General features: G+C 41.2%; 16 protein-coding genes. 4 read left to right on the plus strand and 12 right to left on the minus strand.

Annotated features, from left to right (window positions below):
• Nucleotides 1-780: 780 nt before the first annotated feature.
• The 11 genes from AC1DNH_RS09625 to AC1DNH_RS09675 all read right to left on the minus strand — a co-directional run bounded on the left by AC1DNH_RS09625 (nt 781) and on the right by AC1DNH_RS09675 (nt 16651).
• A complete protein-coding gene (locus AC1DNH_RS09625; protein ID WP_477607943.1) occupies nt 781-3309 on the minus strand; it encodes a S8 family peptidase in 2529 nt (842 codons plus the stop codon).
• Nucleotides 3278-4291: an AAA family ATPase gene (locus AC1DNH_RS09630; protein WP_477581439.1), complete on the minus strand. Its 1014-nt coding sequence runs from the start codon at nt 4289-4291 to the stop codon at nt 3278-3280. Before AC1DNH_RS09630 ends, AC1DNH_RS09625 begins: the two co-directional genes overlap by 32 nt.
• Before the next feature lie 231 nt (nt 4292-4522).
• Nucleotides 4523-5479: a DUF5677 domain-containing protein gene (locus AC1DNH_RS09635; RefSeq protein WP_477581440.1), complete on the minus strand. Its 957-nt coding sequence runs from the start codon at nt 5477-5479 to the stop codon at nt 4523-4525.
• Complete coding sequence (locus AC1DNH_RS09640; RefSeq protein WP_477581442.1) at nt 5479-6288, minus strand: TIGR02391 family protein; 810 nt, start codon at nt 6286-6288, stop codon at nt 5479-5481. Before AC1DNH_RS09640 ends, AC1DNH_RS09635 begins: the two co-directional genes overlap by 1 nt.
• Nucleotides 6289-6324: 36 nt before the next feature.
• The gene (locus tag AC1DNH_RS09645; protein ID WP_477581444.1) at nt 6325-6744 is read right to left on the minus strand and encodes a hypothetical protein; all 420 of its coding nucleotides are present in this window, start codon (nt 6742-6744) and stop codon (nt 6325-6327) included.
• Between the two features lie 700 nt (nt 6745-7444).
• Complete coding sequence (locus tag AC1DNH_RS09650; RefSeq protein WP_477581445.1) at nt 7445-7873, minus strand: hypothetical protein; 429 nt, start codon at nt 7871-7873, stop codon at nt 7445-7447.
• Nucleotides 7874-7894: 21 nt separating this feature from the next.
• Nucleotides 7895-8725: a hypothetical protein gene (locus AC1DNH_RS09655; protein ID WP_477625346.1), complete on the minus strand. Its 831-nt coding sequence runs from the start codon at nt 8723-8725 to the stop codon at nt 7895-7897.
• A 142-nt stretch (nt 8726-8867) separates the two neighbouring features.
• Nucleotides 8868-10523, minus strand: coding sequence for an alpha-glucan family phosphorylase (gene glgP / locus AC1DNH_RS09660; protein ID WP_477625347.1), 1656 nt, complete (start codon nt 10521-10523; stop codon nt 8868-8870).
• A 326-nt stretch (nt 10524-10849) separates the two neighbouring features.
• Nucleotides 10850-11218: a BON domain-containing protein gene (locus AC1DNH_RS09665; protein ID WP_477610499.1), complete on the minus strand. Its 369-nt coding sequence runs from the start codon at nt 11216-11218 to the stop codon at nt 10850-10852.
• A 41-nt stretch (nt 11219-11259) separates the two neighbouring features.
• A complete protein-coding gene (locus AC1DNH_RS09670) occupies nt 11260-13638 on the minus strand; it encodes a phosphoketolase family protein (RefSeq protein WP_477578527.1) in 2379 nt (792 codons plus the stop codon).
• A gap of 322 nt (nt 13639-13960) precedes the next feature.
• Nucleotides 13961-16651, minus strand: a complete 2691-nt coding sequence (locus AC1DNH_RS09675; RefSeq protein WP_477578529.1) for a cation-translocating P-type ATPase — start codon at nt 16649-16651, stop codon at nt 13961-13963.
• Nucleotides 16652-16906: 255 nt separating this feature from the next.
• Between AC1DNH_RS09675 and AC1DNH_RS09680 the strand changes: the two genes are divergently transcribed.
• The 4 genes from AC1DNH_RS09680 to AC1DNH_RS09695 all read left to right on the plus strand — a co-directional run bounded on the left by AC1DNH_RS09680 (nt 16907) and on the right by AC1DNH_RS09695 (nt 19958).
• Nucleotides 16907-17221 (plus strand): PAS domain S-box protein, encoded by a 315-nt coding sequence (locus tag AC1DNH_RS09680; RefSeq protein ID WP_477625348.1) that lies wholly within the window; start codon nt 16907-16909, stop codon nt 17219-17221.
• A gap of 113 nt (nt 17222-17334) precedes the next feature.
• Nucleotides 17335-18111 carry a sensor histidine kinase gene (locus AC1DNH_RS09685; protein WP_477578532.1) on the plus strand — a complete coding sequence of 259 codons (777 nt, stop codon included), beginning with the start codon at nt 17335-17337 and terminating at the stop codon, nt 18109-18111.
• Nucleotides 18086-19138: a response regulator gene (locus AC1DNH_RS09690; protein WP_477578534.1), complete on the plus strand. Its 1053-nt coding sequence runs from the start codon at nt 18086-18088 to the stop codon at nt 19136-19138. Before AC1DNH_RS09685 ends, AC1DNH_RS09690 begins: the two co-directional genes overlap by 26 nt.
• A 172-nt stretch (nt 19139-19310) precedes the next feature.
• Nucleotides 19311-19958 carry a Crp/Fnr family transcriptional regulator gene (locus AC1DNH_RS09695; protein WP_477578536.1) on the plus strand — a complete coding sequence of 216 codons (648 nt, stop codon included), beginning with the start codon at nt 19311-19313 and terminating at the stop codon, nt 19956-19958.
• A 166-nt stretch (nt 19959-20124) separates the two neighbouring features.
• Here AC1DNH_RS09695 and AC1DNH_RS09700 read toward each other — a convergent pair whose 3' ends face one another.
• Nucleotides 20125-21399 (minus strand): serine hydrolase domain-containing protein, encoded by a 1275-nt coding sequence (locus AC1DNH_RS09700; RefSeq protein ID WP_477625349.1) that lies wholly within the window; start codon nt 21397-21399, stop codon nt 20125-20127.
• Nucleotides 21400-22186: the final 787 nt, after the last annotated feature.

The following is a 22186-nucleotide window of genomic DNA, read 5'->3' on the forward strand; positions in this document are numbered from 1 at the left end:
ATCTAGTCTAAAATCTTGAAATGATCAATTTCTCACGGAATAGTTTGGTTAGTGATAACTGAAATCTCTAAAAATAGGTCTTTCTAATAACGAAATTCCCTAGTATGGTGAAGTTTGGTGATGACACATTCCGGGTGATCCTGTTCAATAATGTGTGCTAAAACGAGATTGTCCTCTTTAGGATACATTTTAATCGTGGGTGGTTGATTCATTTAATCAGTTAACTTTATGATTTACATAATTCGGCTAGGTCAACCATGCTTCTAGAATTAACATCATCCCATCTCGCTACACCTCTGTAACATGGCTTGAGAATTAATTGGTCTTCAAATAAGCGTAATCCATTACGATAACCTGAAAACGCCCTTCCATGGCGATGGTTGAGTCGATAATAAAATCAAACATCAGGCGAACGGCAATTTCTTCTGCACTTTCTACAATTTCACCCGTGTTGTTGATACCCTTTTCGGGTGGAAGGTTTTGGAGCCTTAGAGCTCTTTTAAGAATAAAGTCAAATTTAATTTGAGCCTCATCTAAACATAATCAGCTTTGAACCCACACCTGGATCAACAGCACGCACCTATTTACCTATCATTGCTTCGGTAAGAAATTAAGCTCTCACGATTCGGGGAATTTCGGTTAAAAACCTAAATCATTCCATATTTGTACTCTGGAACGTTGTTAAATCCAACATTTGATCCGATGAAAACTACCATTCATCTGTAAGCTTGGCCCTAAATCAATGACATTATCTTCTGTTGAGCATCACCTTCAACTGCTTTACAACAACAAATCCAACTCGATCTGGTTAAGAACGGGTGTCATCAGATCGACATCCACATTTGCAGTCTCCAGAGTGACCAGCAGACTATACCTGACTATCGAATCCGTTTTCCCTAGCTTCTTGCGGCTCCTGTACCACCCGGGCTTTGGATAAATGGCGATCTTGTTGCGTACGGCCATATCAGCTCCCGACATCGTTACAAAATCTTTTTTCACTGACCCTCTTGAACGGACACGCTTGATCGACCATCGTTCCTCTGTATTGTCCACCTGGTCTTCGTCAAGCTCGGCCGCTTTGGAAATCCGCCGCTTAAACTGATCCAGTGTTTCACGTTCCTTTATTACCGCAAATTCCAAAGCATGCGAATGATAATGAAAATTGTTTACGTAACGTTTGTTCTTACTGCCTGGGTTGGGTTCAATAAAATAGGATAAAGTAACCTTTAGGGTGACGTCCTGATCAAAAAGTTCTCCCGAGAGTACCGCATCCGGCCAGGGAAGATCAAACAGGTGGTATTCCTTGCTCTTCCCCGATGACTTTACCAAATGATAAGGCTGAATCTCCCGCTCAGCAATTAATGTCAGGCTATTGCTTGCACTGTAGAGTGCATCATCCAGGACAGGAACACCATATCCGACAGATCTGAGTAAAAGTTTCCTATCAGTTTCATTCAGTTCATTAAAATCACGGTTCCCAAGCATATTTGCTGTCCAGTCAGCCGAATGAACCATCAGCGCCCGTATGGTCTCCGGCCAGAAACTGGGGTATGCGGCCCTTAACTGAGCGGCCATTTTAGCTGCAAGTCCGGCGGCACCGCTGGTATCTCCGAATGGTAGAAAGGTATACCTGGGATACTCTTTATCAGCTGTCAACAACTTTAGGCTATAGTGATCAGACACTGCCACACCGTCGGTACTGCAATTTCCGCCTTCCATCACAATGTCCGGTTTAATTGGCCACTGGCTTTCCCATAATATGGAAGTTGAATTACTTGGCGCCATTCCACCATTGGGCGCAAGATGCATATAACCTGTTGCAGGATCAATTCGGTCTTTTCGGGTATAGCTGCCAACGGTAACCGCGTTGTACGCCTGTGCAGGATCATGCACTGACTCCATCAGGTTTAAGTCGGGATAGTCTTCGTGGTTCACAGAAACAACGTTTCCGCTGCTCACTATGATCAGTTGCGGCGCAGTAGGATCTAAGGTAGAACCGAATGCGATCTTATCGACGGCTGCAGACCAGGCAGAAGGGCGGCCCTTAAAAGCAAAATCCTTGTCCGTAATGGTTAAACAGAATACCCTTGGGTTAGCAGGCCGGTCGACAAAAGGCGTACTGGCCGCGTACTCAGTAACGGCACCATAGAGTTCGGGATCATTGGGATCAGCGAGGTTAATGATCTTAAAAGACTCCAGTCCGTGCGTGATCCTGATCCTTCCCCTTTCGGCAAGCGCATCAACCATATCGCCATAGAGTGCAAGTCCGGCAACCCCAGTACCGTGTCCGCCATTTGGCCAATCATCGCCGGAGCCCCAATCATCGGGTTTATAAGAATATAAGCGTTCATCGGGTAGAAAACTGCTAATCAAGGGATGTACATTGTTGACGCCACTATCCAAAAGGCAGATTAATACCGAATTTTCATCCAGCGCCACATCGGTACGGCCGATAAGTTCCTCCATCCACTGCGCGTTATCTTCATATTCCTCATCCTTATGGCAGATAAAATCAGCTGTTTCCTGAGGCTTACGGATTTCTGAGAGATTGTCCAACAGCATCAATGAACCTGAAAGTTGCTCGGCTGTTCCCTTTACCAGTCTTACCCGGTGCTCTGCAAAGGCAAGCTCTGAGGATCCGACCAAAACCCCTGCTAAAGCCAGGTTTTCCAGTACCCTCGCTATCCTGAACTGATCATTTCCGGTTTTACGGAACCAAACCTCCCACCACACAACTGCACCCTCATCTGGAAAGGGAAACTCAGGCTCATCCGCCCAGAAAGATTTCAAGGTAGCAGACCTGATATTTTCGATATTGGTAAAAAGCGAGTAATAGCTTGGCCTTCCGGTATCCTGCCCGCGGTAACGGCCATTCTTGGTCAAATAATCCAGTACCTTATCGATAAACATTCCCACGCCGCCTTCGGTCATCATCAGGGTAATGCAATACCTGTATTCCAGCCCGTCCTCGGTTTCCCGAAATTCCTCCCTGATGTTGAGTATCTGAAAAAGCGGATCATCCCGGTCCTGATCCATATTTTTATAGTCCAGCTGAAATCCCCATTCTGAAATAAAATCTACATAAATGGCATCATCACGAACGATCCCTTCGGGCAAGTCGACATCGGCAGGAATATCAAACCGTTGCCTGATGGCCTCCAGTTGGTTAAGAATTCGGTTTCCGTGTAAATTTCTGTTTCTCTGGGCAAGTTCGAGACCACTTCCAAAAGGGGTTCGTGGATAAACGTAGTCCAGGCTCTGGGCAAAGCCCTCGAGTTTAATGTGTCTTTGGGGATTCTGTCTGGCCATATTTGAGAGGTGCTTTTTTAGATAACGATTTTTGTATTTCTAAAGAATCCAGTTTCATTGAACCAGACAAAATCATTTCCTTAATAGCCTCTTCACATGCCTTAGTAATATCCGAATAATTCAGTCCGACAGCCAGTTCGGCTATCTTCGCATAATTCGGTTTCTTTGAGAACGAGAACCCTTTTGTTGCTTTTTTTATTGTATCACTTACCTGCTGCAGGTCGGGCAGCGGATAACTTACCACGTCATCAAATCTGCGAAATAAGGCCCTGTCAAGACTTTCCGGAAGGTTTGTTGCCGCTACGATGATACTGTTGCTTTGATCTTTTTCAATGTTGATCAGAAAACTGTTAAGTACCCTTTTGATCTCCCCAATATCCTGCCCCCTGTCCCTGTGCGAACCAATAGAGTCAAACTCATCGAACAGGTAAACCGCCCTGTGATCTTCCATGGCATCAAAGATCATCCTCAGCTTTGCAATGGACTCACCGAGGTATTTGGACATCAATCCATCCAATCTGATAATATATACAGATAAACCCAGCTCACCGGCAATGGCTTGTGCAGTCATCGTTTTTCCTGTCCCTGGAAGTCCGGTCAGCAGCAGTTTTCTTCTCGGGGAAAGATTGTGTTTCTTCAGCAGCTCCCAATTTTTTTGTTCATGGATCAACTTGGTCAACGCCTCTTTCACAGTAGGCGCCAGTACCATGGCACGAAGGTCTATCCGCGGATTAAAGACCTCGATCAGCTCTTTCAGTTCCCGTTTAGGGGCGGAAATTGAAACAGTTTTCGGTGATTCCAAAAACGCAACAGACTTGTCTTTTTTTGCCTTTTCGATCAATTGCTTCAGCTCCTGGGCGACCATGGTATGTCCCTGCCGCGCCTCGGAAGCCGCAATCTGCATAGCAGTAGCAAAGAAACGATGTTCATCGTCCTCCGCGTAAGATTTAATAAGGCTCTTGATTTGATCTGCTGCTGCCATTTTGCAAAAGTATACATTTTTTAGCTGGCGTTAATATCAAAAGCGCCAAATCTTTAGTCCTATAATATCGTAAATTATTTCTGTATTATCCGCTGTTGCTACACCCTTGTTACATCGGATGCACGGCGTATGACTATAAATTGTTCATCGGAGCTACCTACCATTATAAATCTACGTCGTTATTTTTTCAAGCATCGTAATAACATTTGCATGCTTGCTGGATATCTTAAATTAATTTAAAGCTTCATATGATCTATTGATATCATAGGCTTCGCCTCGCATAAAAGAGTTAAAAAAGTTAATCATAATCTGATCGAGCAAAGGCTGTCCATTGTAAACATCTAGGATAGATGGGAAAAGCTTAATGTAATCGGCAACAAAAACCCCCAACAAAAACATTGAACTTTTTACATTAAAATTCACCAGCCCAAAAAAATGAGAGTCTTCAACTTGAAACATATTGCCAAATTGAAAGACTGAAACATTGGAGGGGTGCGAGCTGAGTGAAAAATATGTGTACATATTATCCATTACCTTTGGCCGGACTCCTGCCCTTTCGATAAACTCCTGAAAGCCAGCCACACCTTTGAGCTGGCCGTTTTCGAATCTGATATTATACTCCTTTCCGGTAATCTTATTATAAATATGATCCTTTTCCCGCTGGGAAAGTTTTTTAAAAAGCGCTGTCTGTTCGATTTCCGATTTCAAATCTTCAATCTGCTGCCTTTCTTTTTTAGCTTTTTCAATTATCTCTTCATTAATCAACGCGGTGGTAAATTTTTGCCGATAGCTTAATCCAGCACTTACCCATAAGTTGTAAAGGATTAGCAGCTCGTCACCTGGTTTGGTCTGTAGATAGATAAGATTGAACATTCCTACGGTTTCAAAAATTGTTCTAACTAAAGAACCTACCACAAGTGGATCTATTATTTTATTCAATTTAGCACCTGTTTTAGAGGTAAACTCAACTCCCTTGATGATCTGCTTTAAGTGTAAGAGCTTGGTAAACAGCATCTGATTGACCAATATTGCGTCTTTCAATTCTCTTGGGGTTTCGGCCTCGGCTTTAAATGCCAATATTGTCTTAAAGAAATATTCCAGAAAAATATCGATCATTTCATCTACATCTTCTTTTGTCTCAAGCCTTGACAAACGTTGATATTCAACCCGTAACTGATCTTTGGTCATTATCTGATTTTATGTGATTTATCCAGTTTACGATGGCAAAGGGATGCAATAGTCATTATTTCTATAGCGTCCTGTTCAGACATTGCCCAATCTGTTTTAGGAACGTGGGCAGTCGTATTCCTAAACATCCCAAAGAAACCGATAAGAAGGTTTGCAAAGCCTTTGTGCTCGCTCACATCGGTTTCAGTTGTGAAATTATTGATGATCAATATTGGAGAGGCGGATGAAAATACCTCGGCAACCAGCTTACCGCCATCATTGGTCAGATTAGCCAGGTCTCGGATGCGGTCCGCCACACCTTTTGTTGTTTCAAATACCGCATGAAAATAATTATCCACTAAAAGCTCAGCCTTACAGTATCTGTAAATGGCCTGGTGAAGCCCCCTGACTTCCAGTTTATCGAGCAGGCTTTCCGCACGCTTCTGAGCCTGATCGATGGTTTTCGCGACAGTTTTCCCCTTGAAGCGGCCTTCAATGGTGTATTCTATTCCAAGGAAAGAAAGTGATTCATTTATAGAGGTGACTATCCCGAAAAAAAAATCGGTACCGAATTTGAGGAACCTGGAGGGGTGTAAGGCAATTTGTATAAACCTTAGGATATCATTGGAATTTTTGGCGTAAAATTGCTTTTGTTCGAAAGCATTTACAAGACGTTTCCACTTGGTAATATCGGGAGTGGGATTTTCTATCTTGCATTCCTGAAGATACCGATTGATATCCGTTCCGGACAAACCGTGACTGATATCTCCCAACGACCTGCAGATTGATTCCAGTACGTGGGGAGGAATTTTCTCAAACACCCTACTCATTCCTAGCTTTTAAAACAGGCTTTATCAATCCTTTTTCTAGATCAAAGAAATGGCTCCCGGAATATTGACATGTCTAAATAGCGTTCCGACAGTCATCCTGTCCTGGGAGCTAATGGGCATGTTTATCAAAAGGCGCTTAGCCCGCAAATCATCCTGGGTGAATTTTACTGGCATTGACTCGTAAAGTGCCATTTCCTTTTCATTAAGAAACCAGCTTTCGCAATCCTTATGGACATATTCACAATCATTGTGTACCGAATAGGAAATGTCGTTTTCGTAATTACTGAAGTTGAGGAACCTGGTGATCTCTGCAAGCTCCAAAAACTCTTCGCGTGTATAATTGGCAGCTGTGATATACTCATGGCCAAATTTCTTTGGTGCGTTGCTATAAAAGTCTGCCCATTTTTTTGGCACACATGCTAATAGTTGTCCCTTGAATTTTGCAAATGTCTTCATAATCCCCCTAGTTTGAAAGTTGGTTAAAAATACTAAAGTTTAACTATTATACCTTTAGCAAACCTTGATAAGTTATTAACAGACCCTTGGGTTCAAAATATTCATAACCAGATAAACTGTGCGGATAAAACTTAAATGACAAGTCATAAAAACAACAAGACCATTCCAATTCCTATTTAAGTTCGGGAAAACCATTCCCATTTTCAGAGATAAATTGCGGCACTGTAACCTTTAACGAGTTTGGATTCAGCAGGGTTTGTATCAGAAAGATTCATTTTCTGGGTATCAATCATTGATTAATAATTTCAGTTCGAAAATTGTCCAGTAACGATCATTTAAGTTTTAAAATAATTTGCAACTTTCGCTAATTCCTGCAAATCAGTCAAGAAAAAATTCGAAACTTGTCCAGTAACGGCTACTGAAACAGTAAAAAGCCTTGAAGTTCGAACTCTTTCAATGAAAGAAGCTCAAATTCAAGGCTTTTTGTTTTTAGCGCATTTTCTATTGAACATCTCAAATATGAGCAGAAACGCCTTATTCGCTAAAACAATGCAATTAACAGTTCGATCCTGCTCGGACAGAACTACTCTGCTTTGTTTCACCTTTATACTGAGTAAACGAGTTTAATGTGGATGAAATCAAGGTTAATTTCCCGTCTGTATAATATTTAGATGAGCATTTTGGCCGACCTAAAATGGACTTAAGCCCTGGGCAAACCTTGCCGCTTTCCATCCTGTATTAATAAAATGACCAGAGAAAAAAGTTCCTGTTTAAGTTTTCTATAATTTGAATTCAGGTGGAGCATGGTGTGTTCCATCTGCTTTTGCTTTATCCCAAGCAATTCTCCATGGCTGTCAACAAGATTTTCTGTTTGCCCCTCTAGTACTTTTATATAATCAATCAGATCCGTATCAGCACTATATTTATCTTGTTCAAGCTTTAAGAATTTTTTACCAACGGCTTTTAGGTCATCAATATACGCTGGGCCGGAGAGCAGTATAAAATGATCATCGAGCAAATGGTGAAGAAAAACCATTTCAATTTTAAAAAAATCGATGTCTGATGCCCAGTGCTTTGCGATAGCATGATATTGGATATAGGCCAGGGAGGTACTATTTATGCTGTTCATTTATGTTTTATTAGGGTGAAATTATGAAGGGAATATCAACATGGGAACGGGATTATACAGCGTGCACTTATCTTTGAAATATTGCTGGGTAAGGGAATTAAAATGAAAATGCTGGTCAACCAGAACTAAGAGGTCGGCCTTCATTTCACTTACCACAACCTCCAGTATATCCATAGATCCGCCTTGATTTAGCATGTTTAGGAAGAGTTTCTTGTAGCCTATATTCAGGCTGATTTCATCATTAAACACCTCTTCTGCCTGATCGGTCTCCATCAGCGGAAGGCCACTGGCTGAAGCGTGTGCAATAACCAGATTAGCATCCCAACAGGTGGCAAGGTCTGCCAGAAACTTTACTGTCCCAATGCCACAGAAACGCAGGTCAGTTAAATACACCATCCGTTTGAGTTCATGCTCAGACCATGAGGAAGGAATGATCAGTAGCGGCACCCGAATTTTATGTAGTAGATTATTAATGGCAAGATTAACATTCAGCAAAGCCTGAGGCAGAAATTCATCTAAACCCTTTATAACCATTAAGATTTCGTTTTCGTTGGCCAGCCTATATAGATCCCCCATTTCGAAAGAAAAACTCAGTTCCTGAATTAAGGGTTTAAATCCCGGATAGCGCATTTTTCTTTCAAAAAGATTTTTCATCAGCTTGGAATCGATTGCTACAGAATTCGGCACCTCTGGTAACATTTCTGTCCATCCATATTCATCCGTGGTTAGATTTAGAACCGGCAAATTAGCCAGGATAATATTTACCCCAAGACGTTGCGCCAGAACGAGTGCAAATATGGCAGCATGCTCAGATTCTGAACTATGATCGTTGATGATGATAATGGATTTCATTTGTTATTTGCTTTAAGCTATATGCTAACAGCAAAGGTCGGCATAGCTTAAAGCAAATGAAATGATGGTAGTCACCTTAATGATTGCGGGTGGTCATGAGGCAAGGGTTTACCACAGAAAAAATCAAAAATAAAGTAGTTTTTTAATCGGCCTGACGGTACATCTGCTTATAATAGGCTTCTGCCATTCTCGCTGACTCGAATTCAGGGATGACGCCTTTTATACCACTTTGAACCATATTAAACCACTTTGATGGATCATCATAGTAAGTAGGCAAAACTGTTTTTTCCAGCGCATCCATTAAGTTGGTATTCTCTTTTTTATCTCTTTCCTCCTCGGATAGCAAACTTTCTGCAGGCTCAATAAGAAAACAGTTCTCTCCATTTAGTGCAAACTCAGGAATCCATCCATCTGGAATAGAAAGATTGATAGCGCCATTCATAACCGCTGTCATGCCGCTGGTTCCTGAAGCTTCCCGGTACATTTTTGGATTATTAAGCCACACATCAGCTCCTTTTTTTAGAAGTGAGGATAAACCGAGTTCATAACCAACCAAAACGGCACAATTAGGGAACGCTTTTGTTTTATCAATGATCTGATTGAAGATTTGGTTTGCGCCTGTATCTTCTGGATAGGGTTTTCCTGCCCAAATGATCTGTATAGGATATTTTGAATGCTTTAATAACATCTCGAAACGCGTCCAGTCGTACATCAGCAGATCTGCTCGTTTATATCCGGCAAAACGCCTGGCCCATACCAGGGTGAGCACATTTTCATCAAATAGCTTTCCAGTCTGATCGGCAACTTCCCGAAACAAGAGTGATTTTAATTCCTTTTTCCGGGCTAAAAACGCCTGTTGATTATTCTCATTTACGCGCTGAGCGATAGCCTTATCCTGCCAGTACTTTTGATTCTGTGCATTGGTTATGGAAACAATCTCACATATGCCATCATAGCCTCCCCACATTTCGCGGGCAACTTCACCATGAAGTTTGGAAACAGCGTTTGCTTTGCCAGAAAACTTCAATGCTGCCAGCGTGTAATTAAACTTCTCCCCCTCCAGTCCCAGCACAAATTTAACTTCATGTTCCTGCATATGGTAAAAGAATGACATCTCTTTTAACAGCGAAAAATCATGTTCTTCATTACCCGCAAGCTCAGGGGTGTGGGTTGTAAACCGCATTCTTTTTTTTATCTCTTCGAGATTTTGATATTTTGAATACAGATAAAAATTAAGTGGCACCGCATGCCCTTCGTTCATATGATAATAATCTGGCTGCAGGTTGAGCTGATCCAACAGCATTCCCCCACCAATCCCCAGAATGATTGACTGCGCAATCCGGGTGACCTCGTTTGGGTCATATAGCCGGTGAGTAATGCTTCTACTTATTTCATCATTTTCAGGAAGATCGGTACTCAGCAAAAATAAAGGTGCGGTGCCAAATGTGGCAGGCCGCAATAAAAATGCTTTGACTTTAACGATAGCACTATGTACCGGAACAGAAAGAACAATTCCTGTATCTTCCAGAAACGAATAATCTTTTTGAATGAAGGCTGGAACCATATTGTTATCCTTATCCCTTACCTGGTCATAATAACCGTATTTCCAAAGCATGCCTATGCCCAACAAATTTTGTTTCAATTCGAATGCGCTCCGAAGATGGGATCCGGAGAGAAAACCCAGGCCTCCGCTATAAATTTTAAGGGATTGATCAATGGCAAACTCCATTGAAAAATAGGCTACACTGGTTTGATATTCTGCGTCAGGGCTGTACCCAAAGCGCTCGGTTCTGGTCATAGAAAACGTTTTGTTCGTGGATTATTTTATTGGAGAATTAAGAAATTATTAAAAAGAACCTGTTTATATATTCAGGATCAAATCATAAATTCCTTAAAAGCATTCTACAAAAACCAAACCAATGAACCTGTTCGCACTAAATTGTTCCCCATTTTTTAAAGATTTTTTTGATAAACCTTCCCAAAGGCAGATATGGCCAGCGCATCATGTTTTTTGAAAGCGCTACAAATAAATACCGGCTGGAGATCCAGTTCAATATACCCAATCTAAAAAGTAAATATCGACGGGACAAGCCGATTCCATTTTCCTTCTCATCATTTCCATTTTCACCAGATTTCATTAGTACTCCTTTCAAAGTGCAAATCCGGATGCAGGGGGCCTATGAGCTGCATAGGTTGGTCATTGTCATTTTTATAAGCATGCTTACTATCCAAGACCAGGTTTGCCCCCATGTAAACAATTAGGTTGCTTTTAAATGAAAACCTGACTTCTATTTTCTGAATAACATTTTTTACCCCTTTCACAGATTTTGCGGCATGTTCTGCAGCAAGTTTTTTGGCGTAACTGTCCACAGATCCCTTAAGCGTCACCAAACCATCTTCCACCGAAATCTCTATTTTCTCTACACCAATAAGGGAATCGGTCGTGATCGCCAGTCTAACCTCCTCTGCTAATTTTTTATTCTTTTTTTTCATTATAATTTCCATTATTAATGGGCCAAATTTGCTCCTTCTCATCATAATATTTTGTTTATTTTATCTGCGCACTTAAATCTCCAGTTTTTTATTTCTGGCATATCATCAAGATGTACACCTATATATTCTTTATGGCTGGCCAATTTATCCTCACAAAAACGGATGAACTCATCGGCCTGTTGCTGGAACCGGGGAACGCGTTTAACCGCTTCCATAGCTAAATGATACCGGCTCATCTGATTTAATACCACCATATCAAATGGTGTGGTGGTTGTTCCTTCCTCCATAAATCCCCGTACATGAAACCGTGCGGGATCCGGCCGTCCATGAACCAGATCATGAATAATACGGACGTAACCATGGAATGCAAAAATCACCGGGGCAGCATCGGTAAACAGGTCTTCAAAATATTCATCACTTAATCCATGCGCATGGTATGCTCTTGGAGAAAGGGCCATTAAATCAACCACATTAACAACTCTTACCCGAAGCTCAGGTAGGTGTGTGCGAAGAATTTCGGCGGCTGCGATAGTTTCCTGGGTGGGTACGTCTCCGGCGCATGCCAGAATCACCTCAGGTTCACCAAGATCATTTCCAGCCCATTCCCAAACAGATGCCCCTTTTTCACAATGCGCTACAGCTTCTTCCATCCCTAACCATTGCAGTTCAGGCTGTTTCCCAGCAACCACAACATTAACATAATTTTTACTTCTCAGGCAATGATCCATTACAGATAACAGCGTATTGGCATCGGGCGGTAAATAAATCCTGATTACGCTGCTTTTTTTATTGACCACCGTATCAATAAATCCTGGCCCCTGATGACTATAACCATTATTATCCTGTCTCCATACATGAGAAGTTAGTAGATAGTTTAGCGAAGCTATTGGCTTACGCCAAGGGATTTCCTGAGTAGTCTTTAACCATTTTGCATGCTGGCTAACCATGGAATCGACAATGGTTACGAAAGCTTCATAACAAGGGAACAGGCCATGTCTGCCCGTTAACAGATAACCTTCTAGCCAGCCCTCGCAAAGGTGCTCGCTCAATACTTCCATTACCCTTCCATCCGGAGATAATTTATCATCAGTATCGATAATTTTCTCCATGAAGCATCGATCAGTCACCTGAAAAACGGCCTCTAATCTATTAGAGTTCGTTTCATCGGGACAGAACAACCTAAAGTTCTTGTTAGCTGCATTCATGGTAAATATTTCACGCAAAAACTTACCTAGATTCCGGGTGCTTTCTGCCTGGATTGTTCCTGGATGTACTACCTTGATCCCGTAGTGTTTGAAGTCTGGCAGAATAAGATCCTTTAACAATACTCCCCCGTTTGCATAAGGTAATGCGCTCATTCTTTTATCCCCAACAGGCGAGAGGCTGCGGAGGTCAGCGTTTAGTGTACCGTGCTCATCAAAGAGCTTCTCCGGCTCATAGCTGCGCATCCATACCTCAAGGGCGTGCAATTTCTCAGGGTTCTCCTTAACTCCGGCCAACGGAACCTGATGAGCGCGGAACGATCCCTCGATAGGCAGATTATTCCAGGATTTAGGCCCGGTCCATCCCTTGGGCGTTCTTAAAATAATCATAGGCCATTTTCTTTGATGGATTATACCTTCAGCCCTGGCATTATACTGGATTTTTCTGATCTTATCATAAACGATATCCAATGTAGAAGACAGCTGACGGTGAACATTGTGCGGGTATTCTCCTTCAACGAAAAACACCTCATATCCATATCCTTTGAATAGTTCACTTAAAGCGGTATCATCCATGCGGGAAAATATGGTAGGACTTGCTATTTTGTATCCGTTTAGGTGAAGTATTGGCAACACCGCGCCATCTCTTGCAGGATTTAAAAAAGCAACTGAATTCCAGCTTGCTGCCAGAGGACCTGTTTCTGCCTCTCCGTCACCAATTACGCAGGCGGCAATCAGGTTTGGATTATCAAACACAGCGCCGAAAGCATGCATCAGGGAATAGCCCAATTCACCGCCCTCATTGATTGATCCTGGTGTGTGGGCACTTACATGACTGGGAATTCCTCCAGGAGTAGAAAACTGTCTGAAAAGTTTAAGCATACCTTCCTCATCCATCGTTACCTCAGGAAAAAATTCGGTATACGTACCCTCCAGATAAGTATGGGCTACTACTGCGGGTGCCCCATGGCCAGGCCCGCACACATACAGCATATCCGCATCTGTATCTTTTATCAATCTGTTCAGGTGGACATAAATAAGGTTTAAACCGGGAGAAGTGCCCCAATGACCAAGCAATCTGGGTTTAATGTCGTCTGGTGTAAGCGGGTTGCGCATTAGCGGATTGGCCTGTAAATAAATCTGACCAGCAGATAGGTAATTTACCGCTTGCCAATATTGATGTATTTTATCGATTACTGCTTCTGAAATTTCTTGCATGGTATTTTGGATTTAAGCTTTAAACATGTATTGTTTTAAGCTTCAGGGATAATGATTCGATAGGTTTTTATCTAAGTGTATATAGATCTGGCAATAAAAATTAAGACTAATAAAAAAAACATATCAAGTCGCGATATCATTCTAATCTGGTATGTTTAATCAAATATCCTCAACTATTCCGGGCCGGGAAATGATAGTGGTCATGTTTAATAGAGATGTTGATCCTAAAATAGAAGATCAAGACTGGTAAGCATGTTATTTAGCAGGTAATTTATATAGCCCGTTCGTGGTTTATTTGTAGGCACTAATTGTACTGTACGGATTATTTTTGATGCTTTTTACCGAAAATCAACTTGTAAAATTGAACCAGTATCAGCGGCAGTGTACCTGCAAAAATTGCGGCGAGCCATGCCTGTAATGGTATTATATTGAGATGAAGAACCTGCCGGCTTTGGGGAAAAACATACACCAAAGTGATAAGAGAAAAGCAGAATATGATTGCCATCCATACGAATTTATTTTTGGTCACCTCATTTTTCGTCATTCCCGAGCGCAAAGAAGACATATTGAATACATGAAATAATTGGGCAGCGGCCAGCGTAATAAATGCTACATTATTGATGACCTCTACTTTTTCACTTACATATCTCATACATATAAAAATCGCAAGCATAACCGAAAGCGTCATGAGCACGGCATAAACCAAAATCACCAGCCAGTTACGGTTAGATATAATCTCAAGGCCAGGATCTCTTGGGGCCTTCAACATAATGGATTTATCTCCCCTTCCCAGGCCAAGAGCAAGCGCAGGAAAGACATCAGTAACCATATTCAAAAACAGAATCTGTAAGGGAAAGAGGATGGCACCAGTTCCCAAAAAGCCCAGTAGGGTTACAATAATAATTTCACTCAGGTTACAGGATATCAGATAGATAACAAAGCGCTGGATATTCTGAAAGATCTCTCTTCCATTGGCAACGGCCCGGGTAATCGATACAAAGGAGTCGTCCTTAAGCACAATATTTGCAGTTTCTTTTGCCACTTGAGTGCCCCTTAGTCCCATGGCAATCCCTACATCTGCCTTTTTTATTGCTGGCGCATCATTTACACCGTCTCCGGTCATCGCCACCAAAAAGCCAGCCTTCTGATAGGTATCCACAATTTCGAGTTTCTGTTTAGGAGAAGTTCTGGCAAAGACAGTAGTGGAAAGAATCCTATCCCTCCACTCCTGATCCAATAAGTCTTCCTGTGGAAGAGCATTCCCCAATATGACCTGATCATCCGCTATTTCTGTGATGCCAACCTGTTTTGCAATACTTAAAGCTGTTAACGGATGGTCTCCGGTAATCATAACGATTTTTATACCTGCAGAGCGGCAGGTTGAGATAGCGCCTTTGATATCACTCCGCGGAGGATCCAAAAACCCAACCATCCCCACATAGGTCAGTTCAGTTATGAAGTCGCCATCAGGCATTTCATTCAGGCTTTTGAAGGCAAAAGCCAATACCCTTAACCCACTTGCTGAAAGGTTTTCTGCATTGGCGAGTATTTTTTCCCGATCACTGGAAGTGATTTCATTTAAACTATTTCCGGACTGGATCTTTGTGCACTTTAAGATCAAACCTTCAACTGCCCCTTTCACTGAAATGAAATAACCATTTCCATTTTGATCGGCAGTTGCCATCAGTTTAGTTTCAGCACTGAAGGGAATCTCCGATTTTCTCTGGTAATGTGCTGCAGAGCCCTCCCTGGAAAACGCGGCGGCTTTGTTCAATAGCAATAAGGCAATTTCAATAGGATCACCAGATACCTTAGACGTCTCAGTTTGATCAACAGGGGCGTTGTTACAAAGCGTGCCGATTTTAACCAATAGCTCAAAATTTTCCTGGCTTCTGTTTATACCCTTATCATCATACACCAGATGTCCCTTTTCCATAGAAACATGTACTTCTTCGTCAGGAAAAGACAGGACTTTTACAAAAATCTTATTTTCTGTTAGGGTTCCGGTTTTATCTGTAAGGATGACATTCACTCCCCCGAGCGTTTCGACCGAGGAAAGTCTTTTGACGATTGCATCTCTTTTTGCCATGCGCAGCATGCCAAAAGCGAGCGCAACCGTTGCCACAATAGGAAGGCCTTCAGGAAAGGCAGCCACAGCAAGTGCTATTGACGTTTCCAGAATCTCGAGCCAGGGTTTCCCTTCAATAAAAGCGGTGAGTGCAAAGAAAGCCGTCATGAAAAGGGTGATGTAAATTAACTTTTTGGTCAGATTTCCGATTTTGATATCCAAAGGTGATTTGGTGGCAGCTGAACGACCAACCATCTCGCTGATCTTACCCAGTTCGGTGTTTGCTGCAATGCCTGTAATAATGGCTTTGCCATTTCCATTCATCACCGCCGTACCTTTGTATACCATGTTTATTGATGCAGACGCATCAGTATCTGCCCCCTGGCTATCGCTTGTTTTAAGGATGGGAAATGATTCCCCAGTCAATGCAGACTCATCTACCTGAAGTCCGTTTGATTCGATAACCCGGCCATCTCCAGACACCATGTCTCCGGAATCAAGCAGCAGCAAATCTCCAGGGGTCAACTGTTCGGAAAGCACATCCATGGTTTTTCCGCCCCTAACGACTTTAGAGACACTTAGGTCCATTTCTTTCAGCGCCCGCATGGAACTCCTTGCCTGTAGTTCCATAAAAAAACCTATCAGGGCGTTAACCAAAATAACGATAAATATGGCGATGGCTTCCAACGAGTTTTTAAAATATAGCGATGCAAATGCAGCAACAAACAGCAGGTAAACGATAGGACTTTTGAATTGCTCAAAAAACATCTGCCAGATACTTTTGACCTTTTGGCTGACGTTAATGTTGAGCCCAAATTGGACTGAACGTAACGAAGCCTCATTAATACTGATACCCTGCTGCCCATCTGTTTCAAAAGCATTAAGTAGCTCATCAACGCTTAAAACTGGAACAGGTGTATTATTGGCAGCTAAGTTATTGTTCATCTTCTTTTTATAACAGTCAATGCCAGAATTGACAGATGACGCTACATATAGCAAAAGTACCGCCCCAATTGTAGTTAGAAATGATATTCCCTACCTGAATTGATGATGCTCATCACGAGCGGTTAAGCATTCTTCCATTTTTGAATGACTATCTTAAGCGTGCTGATATTCTTTAAAAGAATAAAATCCAAACAATCCCCGCTGGCGATGGTTCTATTAATGCAGCCAAAACATTTAGCTGTTAATCAATAAATTATGGAAAATGCCGTATTGCTAAAGGCAATTATTGACCATGCAATAGACGGACTGATCACTATTGATGACAGCGGTGTGGTAGAGTCGATTAATCCATCTGCATGCCGTCTTTTCGATTATGATCCTGAAGAAGTAATCGGCCGAAATATATCCATGCTGATGCCTCAGCCAGACAGATCTTACCATGACCGTTATCTTTTTAATTATAAAAAAACAGGCGAAGCGAGTATCATTGGGATTGGCCGAGAGCTAATAGGCATGAAGAAAAACGGAAGTTACTTTCCATTTCGTCTGGGCGTAATTCAGGCAGGATAATTTATGCTGGTTTCATTCATGATCTGACCAGGGAAAAAGAGGCAGAAGGAAAATTACAGGACTATGCAGCACAACTTGAAATACAGGTGGAAGAGCGAACGCATTCATTGAGAATGAGTGTGAATCAACTCCAAAAAACTCAAATTGATCTGAACCTGTCACTTAATAAAGAAAAAGAACTTGGGCAGTTGAAGAGCAGATTTGTTTCCATCGCTTCTCATGAGTTCAGGACACCGCTGAGCCTCGTTCAGCTATCCGCTTCCTTAATCGAACGTTATACAGAAACACTTGATCAAAAGAACATCAGAAAGCATGTGGGCAAAATCAAAGATGCTGTACTTAATATTACAGCTATTCTTAACGACTTTTTATCACTGGAAAAATTAGAGAGCGGGATGGTTAAGCCATCACTGAGTCGCTTTAACTTATCAGAGATGGCAGAAGAAATTACCGGCGAAATGCAGATTGTTTTACAGGGAAAGCAAAAGATTATCTTTAAACACAGAGGTACTAGCCAAAAGATAACACTCGATCAAAATCTATTAAAAAATTGTATCATCATATTAATAGACAACGCCATTAAATATTCAGGGGCCGATAGTCAGATTCAGTTTTATACCAAGATTAATGAACATAATTGTACCATCAGAATCTGTGATGATGGGATTGGTATTCCTGAAAGTGATCACAAACATCTTTTCGATGCTTTTTTTCGTGCCCACAATACGGGTAATATATCAGGTACTGGGCTTGGGTTGAGTATACTTTCCAGATATACAGGTTTGATGGATGGGTATGTCAGTTTTAAAAGCAGAGTTAACAGAGGAACCTTATTTACATTGACCTTCCCACAAAAAAATAACCATGGGCAAAAAAGTATTGATTATTGAAGATCATGGTGAGATACGTACAAACCTGGTTGAAATTCTAGAAATGGCCCGTTACACGGTATATCAGGCTGAGAATGGTAAGCGTGGCGTTGAACTCGCCATCAGCCATGTTCCTGATATCATACTTTGTGATATCATGATGCCCGAACTTGATGGGTATGGTGTATTATATATGCTCAACAGGCATGAGCAGACATCAGGAATTCCATTTATTTTTCTGACTGCAAAGGCTGAACATGCAGATCTTAGGAAAGGAATGGAACTGGGCGCAGATGATTATTTGGTTAAGCCCTTTGATGATATGGAATTGCTAAATGCCATTGATATTCGTTTAAGAAAGAAAGCTGCAAACGATCTTTCCCACCAAAACAGAACTGAAGCATTCAAAGTATTGGTTGAGAAAACAGACGGTCTTGCTAAATTCAATAAAATTATTGAAGAAAAAAAAAGCAGGGATTTCAAAAAGAACCAGGTAATTTATTATGAGGATGATCATGGAAAAGGGCTCTATCTAGTTACGCATGGTAGAATTAAAACCATAAAACTGACTAAGGATGGCAGGGAGCTGATGACTGGGATTTATGTTCAGGGTGACTATCTTGGAATTAATGCGGCATTAAGTAATAGTTGTTATGCAGATACTGCCACAGCCCTTGAGGATAGTAGCGTGTGCCTAATTCCAATAGATCAAATGGAAACCATACTTAATTTATATCCGGAGGTAGCAAGAAAATTTATCCATTTGCTTTCCAGAGATAATAGAGCAAAAGAAGAACAGCTGTTGGAACTGGCCTATCATTCAGTGAGAAAAAAAATGGCCGGTACATTGCTCCGACTATATGAACAGGCAAAGGTAAATGATAATTTAATCAATATTACCAGGGAAGACCTTGCCGCTATGGCCTGCATGGCAACGGAAACGGTGAGCCGCACCTTATCAGATTTCAAGGATGAGCTGCTCATTGATAGAAACGGAACAAAGATTACGCTACTTAATCATGATGGACTAGCTAAAATGAAAAATTAAAGCCTATAATATTAAAATACCATAGCTATTATAAAAAAGCATTCCTTTATAACTTCCTGTGACAACATTAAAAGAATTTAAGTAGCCTCAACGATTCGATTATTCCGCAAAGGAATAACCTTTCGCCCAATAATCCTTTTATATAGATATAATACCTTAGGTTTGATCATCAATGAACTTAACTCCTGTAGATGAGGAGGATAAATGGAAAAACTTCGGTTTTCAATCCCCCTTAATATCTCTTTTCAAGAATTTTCATCCATTAAATGAGGCCATAGAGTCGATCATCAATGCACAGACTTTCCCCGTCCGCTTCGCCAAGCACAAGCATATTGCTTCTCCACTAAAACGTAACCATTATATTTTCCTGATCATTAAAGGTGCCGCCCATGGTTACCTGAAGGTGGGCAGTAAAAAAATAACCACCTGGATTGCCATTGAGAATGAACTTGCCGGAACAATCAGAAACCTATGGACAGATGAGGTATCTGAAGAATATATCGAATCCATTGAGCCGGTACTAGCCATTGCAGTACCCCATGAGATGTCGAAGTTATTATACCAACAGTTTGAAATTGTCAATTACGTGGGCAGAAAAATAATGGAAATCCATTATCGGAGCGCATTTGAGCGGGCATTCATCTGTAGGCTGCCCACTGCGAAAAAACGTTACGACCGGTTTATCCTAAGCTACCCGCGTTTGTTAGAACGCGTACCACTCAAGTACATTGCCTCCTTTCTGGGAATGAGAATGGAGACCCTAAGCCGTATCCGGTCAGGACTGAACAAGGCTAAAGCAGCTTTAGCAAATATAGTATAGACCAGCATAGGCAATCTCTCTATAAAAACTGTTTGAACATTGAAGTATAAGTCAAACCTGTATTAATAAAGTTTAAAACTTCTTCTTCCGATACCGACCTTCAAGCATATTTTTCGAAGTTCTTTCAAAGGAGAGCAAATCTTCAAAAAAGATAACTGTTTAATTACTACAATTTGTCAAAGTTTCGGTTGTTGGAATTAACAAAGCCAGTAACGATACCATTTGAATCCGTAACAAATTTATAATCACCCTCCTTTTCGTTGATGTAAAAATCAACATCAGATGTGAAATTTATCCTGCTTTTAACTGGGGTATTTAGCCACAGTTCATTGTTTTCCATAACGATAAATGCTGGTTTTCCGTACCACATATATTTCCCTATATATTTCCGCATCACAGAATCTGCTAATGAAGTGGTCTTCTTTTCAACAGGACGGTAAAAATCTTTCCAACCATATATCTGACTTACACTATTAAAAATTTCCGTTGAGATTCCCGGATTTCCGGAGTTTGTCATCACAACTACGCCATTCCCATTTTCAAAACTGCCTATATACTCAGAAATAAATCCATTGGTTCCACCACTGTGTGTGAAATATTTTTCACTTCCCTTTTGTTTTATAAATACACCTAAGGCACTTTCATCATCAATAAACGGCGTAAGCCTTAAGCGTGTCATCTCCTGGTTTAATACTTTTTCAGATTTTCCTTCCAGAGCTAACTGCGTTTCTATAACATATTTTGCAAGGTCGGTCGGATTTGTCCAGAGGCCTGCGGCTGCCTGCTCGGGATAGGTATTATGACCGATATCATTGACTGCGCTCCCATCGGATGAATATCCCACTGCCAAAAAGCGCTCTTTACTTCTAATTGGCGGTTGGTTAAAGAAGCTGTTTGTCATGCCCATAGGTCTTAGTATTTGATTCCACATATAATCCTGATATAGCTCGCCAGTAATGTCAGTCACGATTAACTGTGAAATAGTAATCCCTCCTCCGGAATATACCGCAGTCTTACCTGGCTCATCTTCCGAGCGTACAGGTTCCGAATTTGCAGGCTTTTTTCCATCAAGTGTTTCATAGATAGACGGGATCCGATCGCCTTTGGTATATCCACTAAAACCGTGACCCGACAAACCGGCAGTATGGCTAAGAAGATTTGCAAGGGTTATTTTTTTATTGTTGGATACCTGATCATAGGGAAATTTCCAGGTTTTCAGACGATCATTTATATCAGTGTTAAGGTCCAGTTTTTTATCCTGAACTAGTTTTAAAATACCAACCCCGTTCAGTGATTTGCTTATTGATCCGGCCTGAAACAATGTATTGATAGTCACGGGCTTTTTACGATTAACGTCAGCAAAACCATAACCCTTTACCCAATCTATTTTATAGTTTTTGATCACTGCAATACTTACTCCATTGATGTTGTATTTAGCCATCCTATCTTGTAAATCGTATTTCTTACTGTTAAGATCTTTAGCCCACAGCCCCAGGTTCTTTTCAACTTCCTTAATTCTATCGGCAAGTTTTTCTGGAACAGTATTTCCGGACTGCGCAGATAATTTAGCGGAAAATATCAATACGATAAAAAGTGCAAGAGATAGGGAACGTGAAAAAGAATTCAATGGCATTTTTTTAGTTTTGCAAAGCAATTATTGGTTTATGGTTAAGGACGGCTGGCGGTTGGATGAAAGACCAACAATGAAATTATCACTGTCTTACAGTCATATCCGATCAAACAAAGATAATATTTTAATATCGGCAATTACATTTTTGACATTTTCTAAAACGAGATAATAATGCGGGCCTGATTATTGGTACTCCGCTTTATCGAAAGCCAAAAAGCCACCGTCACTAAAATAAAAATGAATACCGAAAAAACATGCCCGGGATTAAAGCCTCCACGTTTGGAGATTCCCAATGCAGTTAAAGCCGTAACAGCAGTAGTATAAAGTATATTTTACCACTAAGATGCGTTAAATCAATTTTGCCAAAGCGTACAAATGAAATGATTGCCGCTGCAATGGCAGCGATACCAATTATGGTATGAAAATTCCTAAACCTGATAGTCCCATAGCCTTTTATGTTGTTATGTAATTGTTGTTTACAAAAGTGGGTATAGTAAGGTTAAGGGGTTTTGTTTATTCGTTCAATTAATTGGTAATCCCGTTCAAAAATAACCCAGTGTGTTACCTTGACTTTGGTTTTAGCGAGACGCTAGACTAG

This window comes from Pedobacter sp. 01N310 (assembly GCF_056399805.1).